The sequence below is a fragment of the Bradyrhizobium sp. 956_D2_N1_4 genome, assembly GCF_052076025.1.
GTDB lineage: Bacteria > Pseudomonadota > Alphaproteobacteria > Rhizobiales > Xanthobacteraceae > Bradyrhizobium > Bradyrhizobium barranii.
Window position 1 is genome coordinate 6,689,842 of sequence record NZ_CP197237.1, and the last position, 19,156, is coordinate 6,708,997.

A 19,156-nucleotide genomic window follows, 5' to 3' on the forward strand; every position below is an offset into this window, starting at 1 on the left:
CGGCCCCACGGCCGCCTGCGATTAACGGAATCGCAAGAACCATGCCATGGGCTGGGCACATGCCAACCTGTTGGTCAGGCTAGGTAATTTTGCTGCAATCCAACTTTCGCCGCAGTCCGATTGCCCAAATCTTGGGCGAATAAAATGTATGCCAATGCGGCAGACAGGTTATTTTTTAAGCAAAACAGCAACCCTGTCTAAATTTCCGGCATAACTATTTCTGCACTGCAATCGCGGTTTGAGGCCGCGTTGCCTTGAAACCGCCCCCTGAATGTTCCATATGGAGGTTCGAGACCTCTTGCGAATCAAGGGGTCGTAGCGAGCCGCGTGTTCTTAAGCCCTTTCCGGGCCTCTGGCTTGCCCCATCCCATCAAGCCATCCGACACCCCAAACACGCAGGTGTCTATTCGACACCCTTATTGCGCGTGCCCCGCTGATTGCGCCGGGCGCTCGCTTTCGACATGGAAAGAACCCATCTTTTGACTTCCTTTCAGGACTTCGGCCTTGCCGAACCCATCGCGCGTGCTCTCGCCGAAGAGAATTACGTCACCCCCACCCCCATCCAGGCCCAGACGATTCCCACGGCGCTGACCGGCCGCGACGTCGTCGGCATCGCCCAGACCGGCACCGGCAAGACCGCGTCCTTCGCGCTGCCGATCCTGCACCGCCTGCTCGAGAACCGGATCAAGCCGCAGCCCAAGACCTGCCGCGTGCTGGTGCTCTCGCCCACCCGCGAGCTGTCCGGCCAGATCCTCGACAGTTTCAACGCCTACGGCCGCCACATCCGGCTGTCCTCGACGCTCGCCATCGGCGGCGTGCCGATGGGCCGCCAGGTTCGCGCGCTGATGCCTGGCCTCGAGGTCTTGGTGGCGACCCCCGGCCGGCTGCTCGACCTCGTGCAGAGCAACGGGCTTAAGCTTGGAAGCGTCGAATTCCTCGTGCTCGACGAGGCCGACCGCATGCTCGACATGGGCTTCATCAACGACATCCGTAAAATCGTCGCCAAGCTGCCGATCAAGCGGCAGACGCTGTTTTTCTCGGCCACCATGCCGAAGGACATCGCCGAGCTCGCCGATGCGATGCTGCGGGACCCCGCTCGCGTTGCGGTCACCCCGGTGTCCTCGACCGCCGAGCGGATCAACCAGCGCATCATCCAGGTCGATTTCTCCGCCAAGCCCGCCTTCCTGACCAAGCTCCTGAAGGACGAGCCGGTCAATCGCGCGCTGGTCTTCACCCGCACCAAGCATGGTGCCGACAAGGTCGTGAAGACGCTTGAGAAGGCTGGCATCGCCGCCAGCGCCATCCATGGCAACAAGTCGCAGAACCATCGCGAGCGGACGCTCGCCCAGTTCCGTTCCGGCGAGATCCGCACCCTGGTCGCCACCGACATCGCCGCCCGCGGTATCGATGTCGACGGCATCAGCCACGTCATCAATTTCGACCTGCCGAACGTGCCGGAGACCTATGTGCACCGCATCGGCCGCACCGCGCGCGCCGGCGCCGACGGCACCGCGATCTCGCTGGTCGCCGGCGGCGAGGAACTCAGCTATCTCCGCGACATCGAGCGGCTGATCAAGGTAACGCTATCGCGTGAGGATCACCGCACCGATGCCGGGCGCCGCGATGCGGGCCCGCCCCCGCCGCAGCAACGACAGGGCCGGCCGGGCCGCCCGGGCCAGCGCCCGCAAGGCGCAAGGCATGGTGAGGGACGTCACACTGACGGACGACGCAGCGACGAAAGGCATGCCGACGGACGCCACCATAGCGCCGGCAAGCATGGCGACGGAAGGCCCGGCGAAGGTCGGCACGGTGACGGAAGGCATGTTGACGGACGTCCCGGTGGTAGCCAGAAGGTCTCGAAGGGGTCTCGCCGCCAACGGTCCGGTGGTAAGACGCATTCTTCCCCAACCGAGCGCCCGGAACAGCGTTCCGCGCATAGCGCCGGCAAGCCCGATGGGATACAAGGCGTGGCCTTTTTACGCCGCGAGAGTCGGCCGATGGGCCAACCGACCCGCAAACCCTATTCGCACTAGCCGTCCACGACCTGGAGAAATTCATGGCTAAGGAAGAGCTGATCCAGTTCGAAGGACTGGTCACCGAAATCCTCCCCGACGCGCGCTACCGCGTGCAGCTCGACGCCGGGCACGAGATCGTCGCCTACACCGCCGGCAAGATGAAGAAGAACCGCATCAAGACGCTGGCGGGTGACCGCGTGACCGTGGAAATGTCGCCCTACGACCTCGAGAAGGGCCGGCTGATTTTCCGCCACAAGGACGAACGTCCGAGTGGCGTGGGCGGGCCTCCCCGTCCCGGACAGCGCGGTGGCCAGTTCCGCCGCCGTTGATCCGCTTCCGGCATCTCGGCTGCGAAAGTAAAATTCTGACCTGTATGCTGATCCGCCGTGTCGATCGCGGCGGATCAAAAAATCGTGCACGTCAGGATTGTTTTGGTGCCTTAATTCCAATAAAATCACTCATCGATTTTCGGCCGGACGACATTGGCATCCACCGGTACAGCCGGTTCAGACACGCTGACGACCCTTCCAGAAACTCGATCTAACCCGCCTGCGAAAGTAGGCTTCGACACTGCACATCTGAGAAGGAACTACCCCGTGAGCATGGGAACCGTGAAGTGGTTTAACGCGACCAAGGGCTTTGGCTTCATCCAGCCCGACGATGGCGGCCAGGACGTCTTCGTACACATCAGCGCCGTCGAGCGCGCCGGTCTCGGCACGCTGCGTGAAGGTCAGAAGGTCTCTTACGAGATCGTGGCCGACCGTCGTTCCGGCAAGTCGGCAGCGGACAACCTCCGCGCCGCCGGTTGAGCCCACGGGCCTTTGGCCCGGACGGCTCTAGCGAGCAAGCAACAGGAAAAGGCCGTGCGCAACGCACGGCCTTTTTTCATGTCCGAAAGAGCGGATGGACTCAGCAGGTCGTACCGGCCGCATCCGCGCTGTCGTAGACGCAACTGGACGACGCGTCGGTCTTGCCAGTTCGTCTTGCCAGTTCGTCTTGCGAGTTCGTCCTGCTAGTTCGTTTTGGCGGCCGCGCCGGCATTGCCGCTGGCGTTGTTGCTCAACGAACCGGCCTGGCTCATCGTGTTGTTGAAGTAGTTGTCGCTGTCGCCGAGCGTCACGCGGCGCTGGCACAGCGGCATGCAGCTGTAGGACTCGCGCTCGACCCCGCGATAGACCGTGACGAGCCGGTCGCTCGGACCTTCGACCTGGATCTGACGGTCGACCAGGATCTCACCGCCCCGGTCGAGTGCGATGAAATTGGTGGCACCGTAGCCCTTCCCGGTCACGACGATCATGCCGCCGGGCTGGAGCGTGACGTCGGCGATCAGGGGATTGCCGACCACGATGGTCGCCACCTTGCCGGGCAGCCGGACCAGCTTGGCCTGGTCGACATTGACGGCGATGGTGTCGGCGGTCGCCTCGGCAAGGCTGGCGGCCGGCGATGCCAGCACCGCAGCCGCAACCAGAAGACAAACGCGCGCATGACGGCGCAGCAACTCTTTACGCATACTCTTACCCCCGGGACGTCACAAACCGGCAGAAGCGATTCGATACACAGCGGAGCCGGTGCCCGACCCGGCTAACCTGCCCTTAATTCGTGAACGTTCCGCAAACTCGCCGACTATTGTTTGAACGGACTGGCGCTTTGCTGCCTCAGAAGATCCCTTACTGGCGGAACGGATAGGCGAGCTGGCCCCCGATCTCCTTCGGCATGGTCGCTTCGTCCTTGCCGTAGTCCTGCGGCAGTTTCCCCTCCGGCATGCGGAAGGTGCCGAACAGCACGTCCCAGATCGGAAACGTCCCGGCAAAATTGGTGTCACCGCCCTCTTCGAGTGTGGTGTGGTGCCAGCGGTGGAACACCGGCGTCGCCAGCACATATTTGAACGGCCCGAAGGTCCAGTTCAGGTTGGCGTGCACGAAGGCCGAATGGAAGGTGGTGAACGGACCGAGCCAGATCATGACGTTCGGGGAGATGCCGGCCATCAGCAGCACGACGTCGACGCCGATCGTCCCGAGCATGAGATTGACGGGATGAAAGCGGGCCGCGGAAATCCACCCGATCTCCTCCGACGAATGATGGATGGCGTGGTACTTCCAGAATCCGCCGTCGTGGAACAGCCGGTGCAGCCAGTACAGCATGAAGTCAGACAGCACCAGGAACAGTATGCCCTGTACCCACAGCGGCAACTGCGCCAGCGGGCCATGGCCGTTGTCGTAGAAGGCGATCAGGTCGTCGGCATCGTGGATGTTGAAGACGGCACCGGCACCGACGATCAATAGTCCGATCCGCATGGTGCGGGCGAACACCGGAACGAAGAACCAGTAGCAGATGTCGGTGAGGATCTCGCGCTTGCGCCACCACGGCGCGCCGGGATTGCAGGCCCAGAAATGCTCGAGCACGGTGAAGACCGCCGCGAGCACGAAGGTGACGGGGACCATCTTCTGGATGGTCTCGCCGAGCATCAAGGCAACTTGCATGGGCAGGCTCGACATCGTCGCCTCTCTTCCAAACTTCTGATCCCGCTTAGGCCTACTCCCCGAAATTTAAGGGAGGGTGAAGTCCACCGCGCGCTTGGGGCGCATTTGGAACAGGAAGAATTTCGATTGCGTCCTTAAGGCCAAATTCACTCTGGGCAAAAGCATCGGGCTGGAAGCGGGTTTGCCCGATCGAATTAACTCTACCGAAAGAGCTCGGATCTCATGTTTATCGCGTCAAGCACAGCGCCGAACGAGGCGATCACACCCCAGACGGAGTTTAGTTCATGAAGAACCTGATTGCGCGTTTCGCGAAGGATGAATCCGGCGCCACCGCCATCGAATACGGCCTGATTGCCGCCGGCATCGCACTGGCCATCATCACCGTCGTCAACAACCTTGGCAGCTCGCTGAACACCAAGTTCGGCTCGATCAGCTCCTCGCTGAAGTAAGCAACCGATCAACGACGGCAAAAGCCCCGGACCTCCGGGGCCTTTGTTTTTCTGAATGCGGCGAGTTCCAGTGGCGTTACGCGAGTACAGAACGAAAGCCGCGGTTGCGGCGAGCGAGGCGGAGGCGGCCGAGACCTCTTCGCCGGCGTACTGGGTTTGCCTTGCGCTGCTGCTCGCGACGGCCGTCCTCGCCGCGCGCATTGCCAGCATCTGGTGAGTGCGCCTCCGGCAGATTCCTGCTCGTGGCGCCGCTGCCGCCGTTGTCGGTTTGTTTAGCACTACCGGCTAGCATGCGGCGACACCCCGATCCCGCGATGAACCCAAGCTCAAGACGCCGCCCATGATCCTCGACCTTGCGCGCCTTCTGCTCTTCCCGGCCCTGATGGCCTTCGCCGCCGCGAGCGATCTCTTCACGATGACCATCTCGAACCGCGTGTCGCTGGCGCTGATCGCGGGCTTCTTCGTGCTCGCGTTCGCCGGTGGCATGGCACCTTACGAGATGCTGAGCCATGTCGGCGCCGGCGCACTGCTCCTCGTCGTGGCCTTCGGCTGCTTTGCGATGGGCTGGATGGGCGGCGGCGACGCCAAGGTCGCGGCTTCGGTCGCGCTCTGGTTCGGCTTCGCGCAATTGATGGATTTCCTGCTCTACGCCTCGCTGTTCGGCGGAGCGCTGACGCTGCTCCTGCTCCAGTTCCGGCAATGGCCATTGCCTTACGGGCTGGCGGGTCAGGCCTGGCTGGCACGGCTGCACGACAAGGAGAGCGGCATTCCTTACGGCATCGCGCTCACGCTCGGCGCGCTGATGGTCTATCCGGAGACCGAATGGGTGAAGGCGATCGACCTCGCTCACCTCGCACTGCGCTGAGCACGCCGGGTAAACCCAGCGTTAAGCCGATTTAGATACGCCTCATTAACCATGCTTTGACGAATAGCTGGTCAACTGCCGATTACGGCGGCGGCTGCGTCGCGGCGTTTTGTGGAAAGTGAAGCGTATGAATAGGGCACGCATTGTCGTCCTGACGGTCGCCATCTGCGCCGGCGGTGTCGCCGCGTACCTGGCGAGCGGCTCGGACTCTGCGCCGCCACCGGCGGCTCCGGTCGCACAGCTTCCGACCGTCGACGTCCTGGTCGCCAAGAACGACATCGGCCTCGGCCAGACCGTGAAGCCGGAAGACGTGCAATGGCAGACCTGGCCGGCTGCGACCGCGAGCTCCACCTTCATCCGCCGCAACGAGCGCCCCGAGGGCGCAACCCAGGTCATCGGCTCGATCGCCCGCGCGCCCTTCATCCAGGGTGAGCCGATCCGCGACCAGAAGCTGGTCAGGGCCGAAGGCTCCGGCTTCATGGCGGCGATCCTGCCGACCGGCATGCGCGCGATCTCGACCGAGATCTCGCCGGAGACCGGCGCGGGCGGCTTCATCCTGCCCAACGACCGCGTCGACGTGCTTCTGACGCGCCGCCTCAAGAACGCCGACCAGGGCGCCGGCGCCCAGGACATCGTCACGTCCGAGATCATCCTGGCCAACGTCCGCGTGCTGGCCATCGACCAGGCGCCGAAGGAAAAGGACGGCCAGAACGCCGTGGTCGGCAAGACCGTCACGCTCGAGCTCAATCCCGCGCAGACGGCGACGCTCTCCGCGGCCCGGCAGAGCGGCACGCTGTCGCTGGCGCTGCGCAGCATCGCCGACGTCAAGATGAGCGAGATCACGCTCGATGATTCCGCGAAGCGCGATGGCGTTTCGATCATTCGCTACGGCATCCCAAGCGCGACGGCGAAGGCACGATGAGGACTGTCGATATGAAATGCAGGGCAGATTTGGCGACGATGCGAGCCCCAATGGTCCGCGCCCTGTCGTTTTCGGCCGCCTTCGCGCTGACGCTCAACCCGGTGCTCACCCCGGCGATCGCCGCCGACTACCGACCCGTGGCGCAGGTCGCGGCCGACGGTCAGATGAACGCACGCTTCCTCTCGCTCGGCGTCGGCAAGTCAATCGTGATCGACCTGCCGCGCGACATCAAGGACGTGCTCGTCGCCGATCCCAAGATCGCCAATGCGGTGGTCCGCTCGTCGCAGCGCGCCTACATCATCGGCGCCTCGGTCGGCCAGACCAACATCGTGTTCTTCGATTCCGCCGGCCAGCAGATCGCGGCCTATGACATCGCGGTCAAGCGCGACCTCAACGGCCTGCGCGCCGCGCTCAAGCAGGTCCTGCCCAATTCCGACATCCAGATCGACGGCCTCGGCGACGGTGTCGTCCTGACCGGCTCGGCGGCGAACCCGCTGGAAGCGCAGCAGGCCAATGATCTCGCCGCGCGCCTCGCCGGCGGCGCCGAAAAGGTGGTGAACTCGATCGTGGTCCGCGGCCGCGACCAGGTCATGCTGAAGGTGACCGTCGCCGAAGTCGCGCGCACCATCATCAAGCAACTTGGCATCGATCTCACCGCGAACCTGAACTACGGCACCTCGGTGGTGAGCTTCACCAACTCCAACCCCTTCACGGCTCTTGGCAAGAATCTGGTGGACGGCAACGCCCTGACCACGAAGTTCGGCGCGACGCCGTCGGTGCAGGCGACCCTGCGCGCGATGGAGAGCGCCGGCGTGATCCGGACGCTGGCCGAGCCGAACCTGACCGCGATCTCCGGTGAGTCCGCGACCTTCATCGCCGGCGGCGAATTCCCGGTACCGGCGGGCTATGCGTGCGATCCCACCACGCATGTCTGTACGACCCAGATCAGCTTCAAGAAGTTCGGTATCTCGCTCAACTTCACCCCCATCGTGCTGAGCGAGGGCAAGATCAGCCTGCGCGTGATGACCGAGGTCTCGGAACTGTCGAACGAAAATTCGATCACGCTGTCGCAGGCCGTGACCTCGAACTCGGTGAACTCGCTGACGGTGCCCTCGATCAAGACCCGCCGCGCCGAAACCTCGCTCGAAATTCCCTCCGGCGGCGCGATGGCCATGGCCGGCCTGATCCAGCAGCAGACCAAGCAGGCAGTCAGCGGGTTGCCGGGACTGATGCAGCTCCCGATCCTCGGCACGCTGTTCCGCAGCCGTGACTTCGTCAACAACGCGACCGAGCTGGTGGTGATCGTGACACCTTATGTCGTTCGCGCCGCGTCGCCAAAGGACCTGTCGCGGCCGGATGACGGCTTCGCCGCACCTGCAGACCCGCAGGCCGAGCTGCTCGGCAATATCAACCGCATCTACGGCGTGCCCGGCCGGACCGAACCGGCCAAGAACTACCGCGGCACCTACGGCTTCATTACCGACTGAGGCGGAACGGGGATTTCACGATGATCACAGCACCACCCCAGATTCGCAAACGCGCCATCCGTTTCGGTGGCGCGCTCGTCGGCATGGCGCTCGCCCTCGGCGGCTGCCAGCACAACGAAGCGGTCACGGCCTCCATCCCCGACGATTACAAGCAGCGCCATCCGATCGCGATCGAGGAGCAGAACCGCTCGATCGTCGTCTTCGTCGGCCACGCCCGCGGCGGATTGACCGCCGCCCAGCGCGCCGACGTGATGGGCGTCGCCTCGGCTTGGCTGCACGAAGGCACCGGCGCCATCCGCATCGACGTGCCGTCCGGTACGCCCAACGCGCGTCCGGTCGCGGACACGATGCGCGAGATCCAGGCGATGCTGGCGGGCGCGGGCGTTCCGCCGCGGGGCGTCAACATTCGCCCCTACCAGCCGGAAGACAGGCGCTTCCTGCCGCCGATCCGGCTCACCTATTCCAAGATCGCCGCGATCGCCGGTCCCTGTGGCCTGTGGCCGGACGACATCGGCCCCTCGATGAAAAACAAGAGCTGGTTCGAGAACAAGGACTATTACAATTACGGCTGCGCCTATCAGCGCAACATGGCGGCGATGATCGACAATCCGTCGGACCTCGAGCAGCCGCGGCCTGAAACGCCGTCCTATACGGCGCGTCGCACCACGGCCTTCGAGAAGTATCGCAAGGGAACGACGACAGCGACCACCTATCCTGAGGCCGAAAAGGCCAAACTCAGCGACACCGGCAAATGATCAGCTACGCTCGCCAGACTCAACAAGAGCAGTCCGAGGCGCCGACGCCGGTCGAGGAGCATATTGCTCCCTCACCGCGCGTGTCGGTCCAGGCTTTCTGCGAGACCGTCGAGACCGCTGCCGCGGTGCAGTCGGCCGGCGAAGACCGTCGTCTCGGCAAGGCCCATCTGAAGATCCAGATGGGCGGCATGGCGGCCGCGATCGAAGCCTACCGCTCGGCGCCGACGCCGAACGTGATCGTGCTCGAGAGCGACGGCCGCAACGATCTTCTGACCGGCCTCGACCATCTCGCCACGGTCTGCGACGCCGGCACCCGCGTGGTCGTGATCGGCCGCATCAACGACGTCACGCTCTACCGCGAGCTGGTGCGCCGCGGCGTCAGCGACTACGTGCTCGCGCCGGTCGGCGCGATCGACGTCGTGCGCTCGATCTGCAACCTGTTCTCGGCGCCCGAAGCCAAGGCGGTCGGCCGCATCATTGCCGTGGTCGGCGCCAAGGGCGGCGTCGGCGCGTCCACCATCTCCCACAACGTCGCCTGGGCGATCGCGCGCGACCTCGCAATGGACTCGGTCGTCGCCGATCTCGACCTCGCCTTCGGCACCGCCGGGCTCGACTACAACCAGGACCCGCCGCAAGGTATCGCAGATGCCGTGTTCTCGCCGGATCGCGTCGACACCGCCTTCATCGACCGCCTGCTGTCGAAATGCACCGACCATCTCAGCCTGCTGGCGGCGCCGGCGACGCTCGACCGAGTCTATGATTTCGGCACCGACGCCTTCGACGCCGTGTTCGACACGCTGCGCTCCACCATGCCGTGCATCGTGCTCGACGTTCCGCATCAATGGTCGGGCTGGACCAAGCGCGCCCTGATCGGGGCGGACGACATCCTGATTGTGGCAGCGCCTGATCTCGCCAATCTGCGCAACACCAAGAACCTGTTCGATCTGCTGAAGGCCTCGCGGCCCAACGATCGGCCCCCGCTCTACTGCCTGAACCAGGTCGGCGTCCCGAAACGGCCCGAAATTGCCGCCGCCGAGTTCGCCAAGGCGATCGAGAGCCAGCCGGTCGTCTCGATCCCGTTCGAGCCGCAGATCTTCGGCTCGGCCGCCAACAACGGCCAGATGATCGCGGAGATCTCCGCCAACCACAAGTCGATCGAGATGTTCCTTCAGATCGCCCAGCGCCTGACCGGCCGCAGCGAGACGAAGAAGCAAAAGTCTTCCTTGCTTTCACCGCTGATTGACAAGTTGCGGGGAAAATAAGCCGCCGCATGGAGTTGTTAAGTGTTCGGTAAGCGTAGCGGAACAGACACCGATACTCGGGCTCCCAAGCCCGGCGCCGTGTCGCCAGAGCCTGCCCAGGCTCCGGCGCCCGCGGCGTCGCGCGCGCCGCCCCCGCCGGCCGTCGCCTCGCCGCCGCTCGCCCCCGCCCGGCCGGCGCCGGCCATGGAATCCCGCCGCTCGGACAATTACTACGAGGTCAAGGCGACGATCTTCGGTGCGCTGATCGAGGCCATCGACCTCGCCCAGCTCGCCAAGCTCGACTCCGAGTCCGCGCGCGAGGAAATCCGCGACATCGTCAACGAGATCATCGCGATCAAGAACATCGTGATGTCGATCGCCGAGCAGGAAGAGCTGCTCGACGATATCTGCAACGACGTTCTCGGCTACGGCCCGCTGGAGCCTCTGCTGTCGCGCGACGACATTGCCGACATCATGGTCAACGGCGCCGACACCGTTTACATCGAAGTCGCCGGCAAGATCCAGCGCACCGGCATCCGCTTCCGCGACAACCAGCAGCTCCTCAACATCTGCCAGCGCATCGTCAGCCAGGTCGGCCGGCGCGTCGACGAATCCTCGCCGATCTGCGACGCGCGCCTCGCCGACGGCTCCCGCGTCAACGCCATCGTGCCGCCGCTGTCGATCGACGGGCCCACGCTCACCATTCGAAAATTCAGGAAGGACAAGCTGACGCTGGATCAGCTGGTCAGGTTCGGCGCGATCTCGCCGGAGGGCGCGGAAATCCTCCAGATCATCGGCCGCGTCCGCTGCAACGTGCTGATCTCCGGCGGCACCGGCTCCGGCAAGACCACGCTGCTCAACTGCTTGACCAACTACATCGAGCACGACGAGCGCATCATCACCTGCGAAGACGCGGCCGAGCTCCAGCTCCAGCAGCCGCACGTGGTGCGACTGGAAACCCGTCCGCCCAACATCGAGGGCGAAGGCCAGGTCACCATGCGCGAATTGGTGCGCAACTGCCTGCGTATGCGCCCCGAACGCATCATCGTCGGCGAAGTCCGCGGACCCGAGGCGTTCGACCTGCTCCAGGCCATGAACACCGGCCACGACGGCTCGATGGGCACGCTCCACGCCAACAATCCGCGCGAAGCACTCTCGCGCTGCGAATCCATGATCACGATGGGCGGCTTCTCACTGCCCTCGCGCACCATCCGCGAGATGATCTGCGCTTCGATCGACGTCATCGTCCAGGCCGCGCGCCTGCGCGACGGCTCGCGCCGCATCACGCACATCACCGAGGTGATGGGCATGGAAGGCGACACCATCATCACCCAGGACATCTTCCTCTACGACATGGTCGGCGAGGACGCCAACGGCAAGATCATCGGCCGGCACCGCTCGACCGGCATCGGCCGCCCGAAATTCTGGGAGCGTGCGCGGTATTACGGCGACGAGAAGCGCCTTGCCGCTGCGCTCGATGCGGCGGAAGTCGCGCCGAAGACATGAGCAGATCGGCGCAGCCATGAACATGCAGGTCCTTGCCCTCGCCTTCCTCGCCACTGCCGCCGTCGGCGGCATCGCCTGGGTGTTCCTTTATCCGCTCCTGTCCGGAGAACGGAAGGCGGAAAACCGCCGTGCCTCGATCGCGCGCGCCGATGCGCCCGCGGCCAAGCAGACCGAAAAGAGCCAGCGGTCGCGCCGCGAGCAGGTCGAGACGTCGCTCAAGGATCTCGAGGCGCGGCGCCAGCAGGAGAAGAGCGTTCCGCTCGGTGTTCGCCTGTCGCAGGCGGGGCTCGACTGGACGCCACAGAAATTCTGGATCGTGTCCGCCGTCGTGGCGGGAGTGCTTTTCGCGGCCGCCATGTTCGTTGGCGGCGGCCTGCTTGGCGCCGCCGGCCTTGCCTTTGCCGGCGGCTTCGGCCTGCCGCGCTGGGCGCTGGGCTTCCTGAAGAAGCGACGCGAAAACAAATTCCTGGCGGCGCTGCCCGATGCGGTCGACGTGATCGTTCGCGGCATCAAGGCGGGCCTGCCGCTGTTCGAATCGATCAAGGTCGTCGCTGCCGACTCGCCTGAGCCGCTGCGCAGCGAGTTCCTGGCCATCATCGAGACCCAGGCGATCGGCATGCCGCTCGGCGAGGCCTGCTCGCGTCTCTACGAGCGCATGCCGCTGCCGGAAGCCAACTTCTTCGGCATCGTCATCTCGATCCAGCAAAAATCCGGCGGCAACCTCTCCGAAGCGCTCGGCAACCTCTCCAAGGTGCTGCGCGACCGCAAGAAGATGAAGGAAAAGATCCAGGCGATGTCGATGGAGGCCAAGGCCTCGGCCGGCATCATCGGTTCGCTGCCGCCGATCGTGATGTTCCTCGTCTATCTCACGACTCCGCACTACATCTCGCTGCTTTGGACCCATCCGACCGGCCAGCTCATGCTGGTCGGCTGCGTCGTCTGGATGTCGATCGGCATCATGGTGATGAAGAAGATGATCAATTTCGATTTCTGACGGTGCCGTATGGTCGAATTCCTCGTTTCGAAACTGCATGATGTCCGCTTCATGACAATGCTGCTGGCGGCCATCGCCGCCAGCGCCACCGTCTATACGCTGGTGATGCCGCTTTTCGCCGGCGAAGGCCTCGCCAAGCGCATGAAGGCGGTGGCGAGCGAGCGCGAGCGCATCCGCCAGCGCGAGCGCGAGCGCCTCAACAAGAGCGAGAAGGTCTCGCTGCGCCAAACGCCGAAGCAGGTCGTCTCCCGGGTCGTCGAGGACTTCAACCTCACCAAATGGCTCGCGCAGGAAGCCGCGCGCGACAAGCTGATCATGGCGGGCTATCGCGGCCAGGCGCCCTACATCACCTTCCTCTTCGCCCGCATGGTGGCTCCGCTCGTGCTGTTCGTCGGCTCGATCATCTACGTGTTCCTGATCGCGCATATGCAGCAGTCGATGCCGATCAAGATCGGCATCTGCATCGGCGCGGCCTATCTCGGCCTTCAGGCGCCCATGCTGTTCCTCAAGAATGCGATCTCCAAGCGCCAGCTATCGATCAAGCGCGCCTTCCCCGATGCGCTCGACCTGCTCCTGATCTGCATCGAATCCGGCATGTCGGTCGAAATGGCGTTCCGGAAGGTCGCTACCGAAATCGTGGGCCAGTCGATCGCGCTGTCCGAGGAGTTCACGCTGACCACGGCCGAGCTGTCCTATTTGCAGGATCGCAAGGTCGCCTATGAGAACCTGGCGCGGCGCACCGGGCTCGAGGGCGTCAAGTCGGTGTGTCTCGCGCTTCAGCAGGCGGAGCGCTACGGCACCCCGCTCGGGCATTCCTTGCGCGTCATGGCGCAGGAAAACCGCGACATGCGCATGAACGAGGCCGAGAAGAAGGCCGCCGCGCTGCCGCCGAAGTTGACGGTGCCGATGATCCTGTTCTTCCTGCCGGTGCTGTTCGTCGTCATTCTCGGACCAACCGGCATCAAGATCAGCGAGCTGCACTGACGTCGAGACGCGGACCGCGCGCGGTCCGCCGGCAGCTTCAGGATTGCGAGATCAGGCTCTGATCAGTCAGACTGGCTGAGCGAAGCGACCGGCGTCCGCTTCGGTGCGCCACGCGGAGCGTCGCTGCGGCTCAGCATTTCCTTCAGGTAAGCGACATTGGCCGCGGCCTGGTCCGGCGGCAGGTCGGCCTTCACGATCGTCTCGGCTTCGGCGAAGCGGCCCTGGAGACCGACGACGAGGCCGAGATTCTGCCGCACCCGGGTACTGGCACGCGGCGAGGCGTAGGCCTGCCGCAACGCCTCTTCGGCCTTCGGCAGGTCCTTCGACAACATGTAGGACAGGCCGAGATTGGAGAGCACGCCGGGATCGCCCGGTGCGATCCTCAGCGCGCTCGCATAATAGGAACGCGCCTCGTCGTGGCGGCCCATCTGATCGAGCGCGGTGCCCTGCACCGAGAGCAGGCGCCAGTCCGGATTGTCGGGCGAGTGCGCCTTCGACAGCACATCGAAGGCTTGCTGAAAATTGCCGTTGTCGGCGAGCGCGCGGCCATACTGCGCGAGCAGCGCCTTGTTGCCGGGATTGGCGATGGTCGCCTGCTCAAGCACGGCGGCGGCCTGGGCGCGCTGGCCGTTGGCGCGCAAGGCCTGGCCGTAGCCGAGCGCCGCGTCGGCGTCCTTGGGATTGGCACGGTAGCGCTCGCCATAGACGTCGACGGCGCGCGCGGGATCGGCGGGGGCGGCTTCCGTCCGCGGCCCGACAGAGCCTGTGACGTCGGAGAGTTTCGACATGGCCGTGCAGCCGCCGAGGCCCATGGCCACTGCCGCCACCAGCGAAGTGGACGCGAGAAGCCGGGCAAGACTGAACCGTTGACGCATGACGCTTTTGACTCACGAGCCGATTGATCGAGCCGAACGCGCCAGCAATAGACTGTTAACCCTAACGGCGGGTTAACGTCAGCCTGGCTGCCCCTCACGGCGGTGTCTGCGGCGGCGGCTCGCCACCGAGTGCCAGATCGAGACCGAGCACCCTCACCGGCTCGTTCAGGTCGTGCAGCAGCAATTGCAGCCGCCGCCGCGACTGAGCAACATCGACGCCCGCGCTCGGCATCCCGGGCCATTCGCGCCGGAAGTCGTCGCGGTTGACCAGCCGCTTCGCAAGCAGCTCGTCGAGCTGAACATCGTCAATGCCGAGCACGTCGGCGCAGTGCTCGATCAAGCGGCGCAGCAACAACTTCACCGCGGCCAGCGCCTCGGCGTCATCTCTACGCTCCGATCTCGCGAACTTGCCCCCGATATCGGCCCAGACCCATGAGGTGACGAGATAGGCGTGGAGCGCGCTCGGCCAGTCCACCTCGCCGTCGGCATAGAAAGCGCGGCGCATCAGCAGCCGGCGGGCCTGTACGACAACTTGATCACGCTTCAACATCGCACATGAGGCGATCTCGATGGCCGACTGGACGGCAGGATCACGGGAAAAATCCCGTCCTGCCGGCAACCTGATGACGCCGTCCGGCAGGTTCGAGTCGAGCAGCCCGAAGGTGCCATCGTTGCGTGGCCGCGAATAGCGCGTGATCGCGAACTGATGCTCCGTGCGACCGGCCTGGGACGATGCGCCAAAATGAATGATGTTGAAGCCGGCATCATCACCGGCCTGCCCGGTCGAGGACGGACAGGAGAGCACGTAGATCGTACGCCAGAAGGCTTCGCCGCTCGCGCTGCGCGTGGCACGCGGATCCGGGATCGAATAGCGGGTGAGCCCCTCGACATGCCGGTGTCCGTGCAGGACCAGATTGACGTTGAGCGAGGTCGCCGCTTCGAGGAACGTTGCGGGCGCTGCGAGATACATCAGCGGTTCGTCGGGCACGCCGAGAAACCGCTTTCCTTCGCCGGTCGCCTGCGGCAGCGGATGATGATGCAACGCCAGCACGCGCACCAGATTTTCCGCCGGCTCGGCATAGTCGGCGCGCCCCACGGATCCCATGCTGCCCGCGAGCTCGACGCTCAGCCGGGCGGAATCCGCGACAAGCGCGCTGTAGGCGCTCTCGTCGATATGGCCGCTCGCGAGCGTTGAGAGGCTCGCGCGATTGGAGTCCAGCAGTACCAGATCGAGCCCAGCCTGGCGGTAATAGACGCTCTTCGAGCTCCGCGGCAGATGCAAATAATCATAGACGTCGTGGCGGCCCGCGCGCTGGCTCGGGCGCTTGACGTCGTGATTGCCCGCGACCGCCTGGATGTCGGTGAACAGTCCGGTCTGCCGGAAGGACGCGATGACGGCGAGCGCTTCGTCCAGCGCGCGCGGCGTCGGGTCGTCCACGAGATCACCCGTGATCAGCAGAATGCGATCGGGAACGTCCGCGAAGTCCGCCATCGCCTCGCGGATTGCGGCACCGAGCGCCTCGGTCGTCGCCAGCAGCCGGCCTGACCCGTCCAGATGCAGGTCGGAAATCTGCGCAATAACGAACGCTCTATCCATTTTGCGCCGCTCATTTGCGAATGCTGCGCCGCCCAAACGATGAGAAGAATGCTTTCGACGAACAGGTTTGGCCGGATATCAAGCCGGCCCGCCGCGTTGCTGCGCAAGATGCCAGCAGAACCGCACGGCACAATCTAAAATATCCGTCAATAATGCCACAACCGCGGCGCTAGTAAAGCCCCGCGGCCGCGCTCTCGTGAACGGCAGTTCTCAGCCTGTGATACGAAATCCGCCCGGCGATGGTTTCGCTCACCCGATCAATATTCGATGGCCAGCCGCTTGCGGATTTCGTCGATGCGCTTGTCGAGCGCATCGAACCGCGCGTGGACGGAGCGGTCGTGGAGATAGAAGACGTAGCCGCCGGCAAGGAATGCGAAGATCCAGTGATGATGCTCGACATAACCAAAAATCGCCTCGACGACCTGGCCGATGAATGTGACCACGCTCCACACAAATTCCATTGCAGTTTCCTCCCGGCAGGCCTCGTCTTCGGCCGCCGGTCATCTCCTGCACACTTTTCCCAGTCGATCCGGCGGCCGTTGCCGGAACCTAGCATGGGCCCCTTGCGGCGAGTAGCGGGTCGCTGAACGGTGACAGCAAAGCCGATTGCAGCCGCGGCGAAACTCTGCGAAGTCTCGTCCGTTCGCATGACCTGCTTGATCTGACGATCCGGACCCGCCAATGCCTTCTGTCTTCGAGACGTCGCCCACCGCCATCCCGATCACCTTCGTCACCAAGTCGAGCTGGGATCAGGTCGCCGAGAAATTGCCGCCGGTGCAGCGCCAGTTCGCCACCGCGAGCGCCTTTGCCGCCAAGCCGGGCGGCTATCTCGCGTTGCCCGCACCCGACGGCGCGATCGCGCAAGTGCTGTTCGGACTGGAGGACGAGGGCGCGAGATCACGCGACCTGTTCCGGCCGGGCGCCCTGCCCGGCCTGCTGCCGCCAGGCATCTATCGCTTTGCCAATGCCCCCCACGATGCGCGGCTGGCGTCGCTTGCCTTTGCACTGGGGTGCTATCGCTTCGCCCGCTACCGCAAGGCTGACCGCCCCGCCGTCCGGCTGGTACCGCCCGATGGCGTCGACGCGGCCGAGATCAATCGCGTGGCGGACGCCGCGATGCTGGCGCGCGACCTCATCAACACGCCGTCCAACGACATGGGCCCGGCAGAGCTCGCTGCGGCCGCGCAAGCGCTCGCCACGGAATTCGGTGCGAGCTTTGCCTGCACCGTCGGCGAGGATCTGAAGACGAATTTTCCACTGATCCACGCCGTCGGCATGGCCTCGGATCGCGCGCCGCGGCTGATCGACATCGGCTGGGGCGATCCTGATCATCCCAAGGTGACGCTGGTCGGCAAGGGCGTCTGCTTCGACACCGGCGGGCTCGACCTCAAGCCGTCGAGCGGCATGCTGATCATGAAGAAGGACATGGGCGGCGCCGCCAACGTGCTGGCGCTCGCGCGCATGGTGATGGATGCGAAGCTCAAGGTCCGCCTGCGCGTGCTGATTCCGGCGGTCGAAAATGCCGTCTCCAGCAACGCCTTCCGGCCGCTCGACATCTTCACCTCGCGCAAGGGCATCACGGTTGAGATCGGCAACACCGACGCGGAGGGCCGGCTCGTGCTCGCCGACGCGCTGGCGCTGGCCGACGAGGAAAAGCCGGACCTTCTGATCGATTTGGGCACGCTGACTGGCGCGGCGCGCGTCGCGCTGGGGCCGGATTTACCGCCCTTTTACACCAATGATGAGACGCTGGCCGCCGACGTTGCGCGGTGCGCGGCGAAGGAGAACGATCCGTTGTGGCGCATGCCGCTGTGGCCGCCTTACGATGCGTGGCTGGACTCCAAGACCGCTACCATCACCAACGCACCGTCCGGCGGCTTTGCCGGCTCGATCACCTGCGCGCTGTTCTTGCAACGGTTCGTCGAGCAGGCGAAGAGCTGGCTGCATGTCGACATCTACGGCTGGACCCCATCGGCCAAGCCGGCGCGGCCCGAAGGCGGCGAATGCCAGGCCGCGCGCGCCATCTACACATTGCTGAGCGAGCGCTATGCATGATCCAGGACACGATCCAAGGCTGACACCGGCGCGCGGCGACCTCGCCGCGAAATATCTCGAAGGCAAGGTGGAAGCCGACCGCTTCGTCACGGGCGAGGAATTCGAGGTCTTCGAGGCGATCGCGCCCGTGCGCGAGCAGCCGTCGTCGAACGCGATGCTGATGACGGAGGCGCTACGCGGTGAACGCGTCACGGTCTACGATCGCAGCGGCGAGGGCTGGGCCTGGAGCCAGCTTGGCGGCGATGGTTATGTCGGCTGGCTCCCCGACGCAGCCCTGATGAAGCCGGCCGCCGCGCCGACCCACAAGGTGAGCGCGCTCCGGACATTCGCCTTCCCCGGTCCCTCGATCAAGCTGCCGCCGGCCGGCACGCTCGCGCTGGGCTCGAAGATTGCGGTGGTGCGCGAGGACGGCAGCTTCGCCGTGACGCGCGACGGACAATATCTGCCGAAGGCCCATCTCGCCCCGCTCGATCACCGCGAGCCGGACTTCGTCGCGGTCGCCGAACGCTTCGTCGGCACGCCCTATCTCTGGGGCGGCAAGAGCAGCCTCGGCATCGACTGCTCCGGCCTCGTGCAGGTTTCACTGACAGCAGCGGGCATCGGCTGCCCGCGCGACAGCGACATGCAGCAGGCAGGGCTCGGCCGCGCGCTGGAGCCGCATGAGCGGACCAAGCTGCAACGCGGCGATCTGATCTTCTGGAAGGGCCATGTCGCCATCGTCCGCGATGGCGGCACCATAGTTCACGCCAACGCGCATCACATGGCAACTGTGATCGAGGCGACCGAACCGGCGATCGCGCGGATCAAGGCGGCAGGCAGCGAAATCGTCGCGATCAAGCGGCTCTAGGGCGACTTCGTGGGATGGGTAGAGCGCAGCGAAACCCATCATTCTCACCACGCGCCGCGATGCGATGGGTTTCGCTTCGCTCTA

At 64.8% G+C, this 19,156-nt stretch carries 20 protein-coding genes; 15 read left to right on the plus strand and 5 right to left on the minus strand.

All coding sequences use genetic code 11. The annotated features are described in order from the left end of the window. The first annotated feature begins 461 nt into the window (after window positions 1–461). From AB7535_RS31665 to AB7535_RS31675, 3 genes are all read left to right on the plus strand, one after another. Window positions 462–2,033, plus strand: coding sequence for a DEAD/DEAH box helicase (locus tag AB7535_RS31665; protein ID WP_166078671.1), 1,572 nt, complete (start codon window positions 462–464; stop codon window positions 2,031–2,033). Window positions 2,034–2,056: 23 nt separating this feature from the next. Then, on the plus strand, window positions 2,057–2,344 hold the full coding sequence (gene infA / locus AB7535_RS31670; RefSeq protein ID WP_008131890.1) for a translation initiation factor IF-1: 288 nt from the start codon (window positions 2,057–2,059) through the stop codon (window positions 2,342–2,344). A 267-nt stretch (window positions 2,345–2,611) separates the two neighbouring features. Continuing rightward, a complete protein-coding gene (locus tag AB7535_RS31675) occupies window positions 2,612–2,824 on the plus strand; it encodes a cold-shock protein (protein WP_028148374.1) in 213 nt (70 codons plus the stop codon). 203 nt (window positions 2,825–3,027) lie between these two features. Here AB7535_RS31675 and AB7535_RS31680 read toward each other — a convergent pair whose 3' ends face one another. Beyond that, window positions 3,028–3,525 (minus strand): pilus assembly protein N-terminal domain-containing protein, encoded by a 498-nt coding sequence (locus AB7535_RS31680; RefSeq protein WP_063980973.1) that lies wholly within the window; start codon window positions 3,523–3,525, stop codon window positions 3,028–3,030. 157 nt (window positions 3,526–3,682) lie between these two features. Then, on the minus strand, window positions 3,683–4,510 hold the full coding sequence (locus AB7535_RS31685) for a sterol desaturase family protein (RefSeq protein ID WP_166078598.1): 828 nt from the start codon (window positions 4,508–4,510) through the stop codon (window positions 3,683–3,685). A 269-nt stretch (window positions 4,511–4,779) separates the two neighbouring features. On the opposite strand from AB7535_RS31685, the gene AB7535_RS31690 reads away from it, so the two are divergent. From AB7535_RS31690 to AB7535_RS31735, 10 genes are all read left to right on the plus strand, one after another. Continuing rightward, on the plus strand, window positions 4,780–4,944 hold the full coding sequence (locus AB7535_RS31690; RefSeq protein ID WP_014498224.1) for a Flp family type IVb pilin: 165 nt from the start codon (window positions 4,780–4,782) through the stop codon (window positions 4,942–4,944). Between the two features lie 70 nt (window positions 4,945–5,014). Continuing rightward, on the plus strand, window positions 5,015–5,161 hold the full coding sequence (locus AB7535_RS31695; protein WP_166078596.1) for a hypothetical protein: 147 nt from the start codon (window positions 5,015–5,017) through the stop codon (window positions 5,159–5,161). 123 nt (window positions 5,162–5,284) lie between these two features. Then, the gene (locus tag AB7535_RS31700; protein ID WP_014498226.1) at window positions 5,285–5,809 is read left to right on the plus strand and encodes an A24 family peptidase; all 525 of its coding nucleotides are present in this window, start codon (window positions 5,285–5,287) and stop codon (window positions 5,807–5,809) included. A 127-nt stretch (window positions 5,810–5,936) separates the two neighbouring features. After that, window positions 5,937–6,731 (plus strand): Flp pilus assembly protein CpaB, encoded by a 795-nt coding sequence (gene cpaB / locus AB7535_RS31705; protein ID WP_063980971.1) that lies wholly within the window; start codon window positions 5,937–5,939, stop codon window positions 6,729–6,731. Window positions 6,732–6,742: 11 nt separating this feature from the next. Then, window positions 6,743–8,218, plus strand: a complete 1,476-nt coding sequence (locus tag AB7535_RS31710) for a type II and III secretion system protein family protein (RefSeq protein WP_166078583.1) — start codon at window positions 6,743–6,745, stop codon at window positions 8,216–8,218. A gap of 20 nt (window positions 8,219–8,238) precedes the next feature. Then, window positions 8,239–8,973: a CpaD family pilus assembly protein gene (locus tag AB7535_RS31715; protein WP_231143901.1), complete on the plus strand. Its 735-nt coding sequence runs from the start codon at window positions 8,239–8,241 to the stop codon at window positions 8,971–8,973. Beyond that, entirely contained in the window at window positions 8,970–10,235 is a 1,266-nt protein-coding gene (locus tag AB7535_RS31720) for an AAA family ATPase (RefSeq protein WP_063980969.1), read from the plus strand. The genes AB7535_RS31715 and AB7535_RS31720 overlap by 4 nt, the downstream gene beginning before the upstream one ends. A gap of 21 nt (window positions 10,236–10,256) precedes the next feature. Continuing rightward, the gene (locus tag AB7535_RS31725) at window positions 10,257–11,720 is read left to right on the plus strand and encodes a CpaF family protein (protein ID WP_231143900.1); all 1,464 of its coding nucleotides are present in this window, start codon (window positions 10,257–10,259) and stop codon (window positions 11,718–11,720) included. 16 nt (window positions 11,721–11,736) lie between these two features. After that, window positions 11,737–12,714 carry a type II secretion system F family protein gene (locus AB7535_RS31730; protein ID WP_063980967.1) on the plus strand — a complete coding sequence of 326 codons (978 nt, stop codon included), beginning with the start codon at window positions 11,737–11,739 and terminating at the stop codon, window positions 12,712–12,714. A 9-nt stretch (window positions 12,715–12,723) separates the two neighbouring features. After that, window positions 12,724–13,698 (plus strand): type II secretion system F family protein, encoded by a 975-nt coding sequence (locus tag AB7535_RS31735; RefSeq protein WP_063980966.1) that lies wholly within the window; start codon window positions 12,724–12,726, stop codon window positions 13,696–13,698. Between the two features lie 62 nt (window positions 13,699–13,760). Here AB7535_RS31735 and AB7535_RS31740 read toward each other — a convergent pair whose 3' ends face one another. The 3 genes from AB7535_RS31740 to AB7535_RS31750 all read right to left on the minus strand — a co-directional run bounded on the left by AB7535_RS31740 (window position 13,761) and on the right by AB7535_RS31750 (window position 16,631). Further along, complete coding sequence (locus AB7535_RS31740) at window positions 13,761–14,573, minus strand: tetratricopeptide repeat protein (RefSeq protein ID WP_231143899.1); 813 nt, start codon at window positions 14,571–14,573, stop codon at window positions 13,761–13,763. Between the two features lie 94 nt (window positions 14,574–14,667). Continuing rightward, entirely contained in the window at window positions 14,668–16,170 is a 1,503-nt protein-coding gene (locus AB7535_RS31745; RefSeq protein WP_231143898.1) for a metallophosphoesterase family protein, read from the minus strand. A gap of 257 nt (window positions 16,171–16,427) precedes the next feature. Then, window positions 16,428–16,631 carry a hypothetical protein gene (locus AB7535_RS31750; RefSeq protein ID WP_063980964.1) on the minus strand — a complete coding sequence of 68 codons (204 nt, stop codon included), beginning with the start codon at window positions 16,629–16,631 and terminating at the stop codon, window positions 16,428–16,430. A gap of 220 nt (window positions 16,632–16,851) precedes the next feature. Between AB7535_RS31750 and AB7535_RS31755 the strand changes: the two genes are divergently transcribed. Both AB7535_RS31755 and AB7535_RS31760 read left to right on the plus strand, forming a co-directional pair. After that, a complete protein-coding gene (locus AB7535_RS31755; protein WP_231143897.1) occupies window positions 16,852–18,225 on the plus strand; it encodes a leucyl aminopeptidase family protein in 1,374 nt (457 codons plus the stop codon). Beyond that, on the plus strand, window positions 18,218–19,072 hold the full coding sequence (locus AB7535_RS31760; protein ID WP_231143896.1) for a C40 family peptidase: 855 nt from the start codon (window positions 18,218–18,220) through the stop codon (window positions 19,070–19,072). The genes AB7535_RS31755 and AB7535_RS31760 overlap by 8 nt, the downstream gene beginning before the upstream one ends. Window positions 19,073–19,156 lie beyond the last annotated feature (84 nt).

Coding starts and splice junctions, on each gene's coding strand:
- AB7535_RS31665 (WP_166078671.1), top strand. CDS start 462: ATGGAAAGAACCCATCTTTTGACTTCCTTTCAGGACTTCGGCCTTGCC.
- infA (WP_008131890.1), top strand. CDS start 2,057: ATGGCTAAGGAAGAGCTGATCCAGTTCGAAGGACTGGTCACCGAAATC.
- AB7535_RS31680 (WP_063980973.1), bottom strand. CDS start 3,525: ATGCGTAAAGAGTTGCTGCGCCGTCATGCGCGCGTTTGTCTTCTGGTT.
- AB7535_RS31685 (WP_166078598.1), bottom strand. CDS start 4,510: ATGTCGAGCCTGCCCATGCAAGTTGCCTTGATGCTCGGCGAGACCATC.
- AB7535_RS31690 (WP_014498224.1), top strand. CDS start 4,780: ATGAAGAACCTGATTGCGCGTTTCGCGAAGGATGAATCCGGCGCCACC.
- AB7535_RS31700 (WP_014498226.1), top strand. CDS start 5,285: ATGATCCTCGACCTTGCGCGCCTTCTGCTCTTCCCGGCCCTGATGGCC.
- cpaB (WP_063980971.1), top strand. CDS start 5,937: ATGAATAGGGCACGCATTGTCGTCCTGACGGTCGCCATCTGCGCCGGC.
- AB7535_RS31710 (WP_166078583.1), top strand. CDS start 6,743: ATGAAATGCAGGGCAGATTTGGCGACGATGCGAGCCCCAATGGTCCGC.
- AB7535_RS31715 (WP_231143901.1), top strand. CDS start 8,239: ATGATCACAGCACCACCCCAGATTCGCAAACGCGCCATCCGTTTCGGT.
- AB7535_RS31720 (WP_063980969.1), top strand. CDS start 8,970: ATGATCAGCTACGCTCGCCAGACTCAACAAGAGCAGTCCGAGGCGCCG.
- AB7535_RS31730 (WP_063980967.1), top strand. CDS start 11,737: ATGAACATGCAGGTCCTTGCCCTCGCCTTCCTCGCCACTGCCGCCGTC.
- AB7535_RS31735 (WP_063980966.1), top strand. CDS start 12,724: ATGGTCGAATTCCTCGTTTCGAAACTGCATGATGTCCGCTTCATGACA.
- AB7535_RS31740 (WP_231143899.1), bottom strand. CDS start 14,573: ATGCGTCAACGGTTCAGTCTTGCCCGGCTTCTCGCGTCCACTTCGCTG.
- AB7535_RS31745 (WP_231143898.1), bottom strand. CDS start 16,170: ATGGATAGAGCGTTCGTTATTGCGCAGATTTCCGACCTGCATCTGGAC.
- AB7535_RS31750 (WP_063980964.1), bottom strand. CDS start 16,631: ATGGAATTTGTGTGGAGCGTGGTCACATTCATCGGCCAGGTCGTCGAG.
- AB7535_RS31755 (WP_231143897.1), top strand. CDS start 16,852: ATGCCTTCTGTCTTCGAGACGTCGCCCACCGCCATCCCGATCACCTTC.
- AB7535_RS31760 (WP_231143896.1), top strand. CDS start 18,218: ATGCATGATCCAGGACACGATCCAAGGCTGACACCGGCGCGCGGCGAC.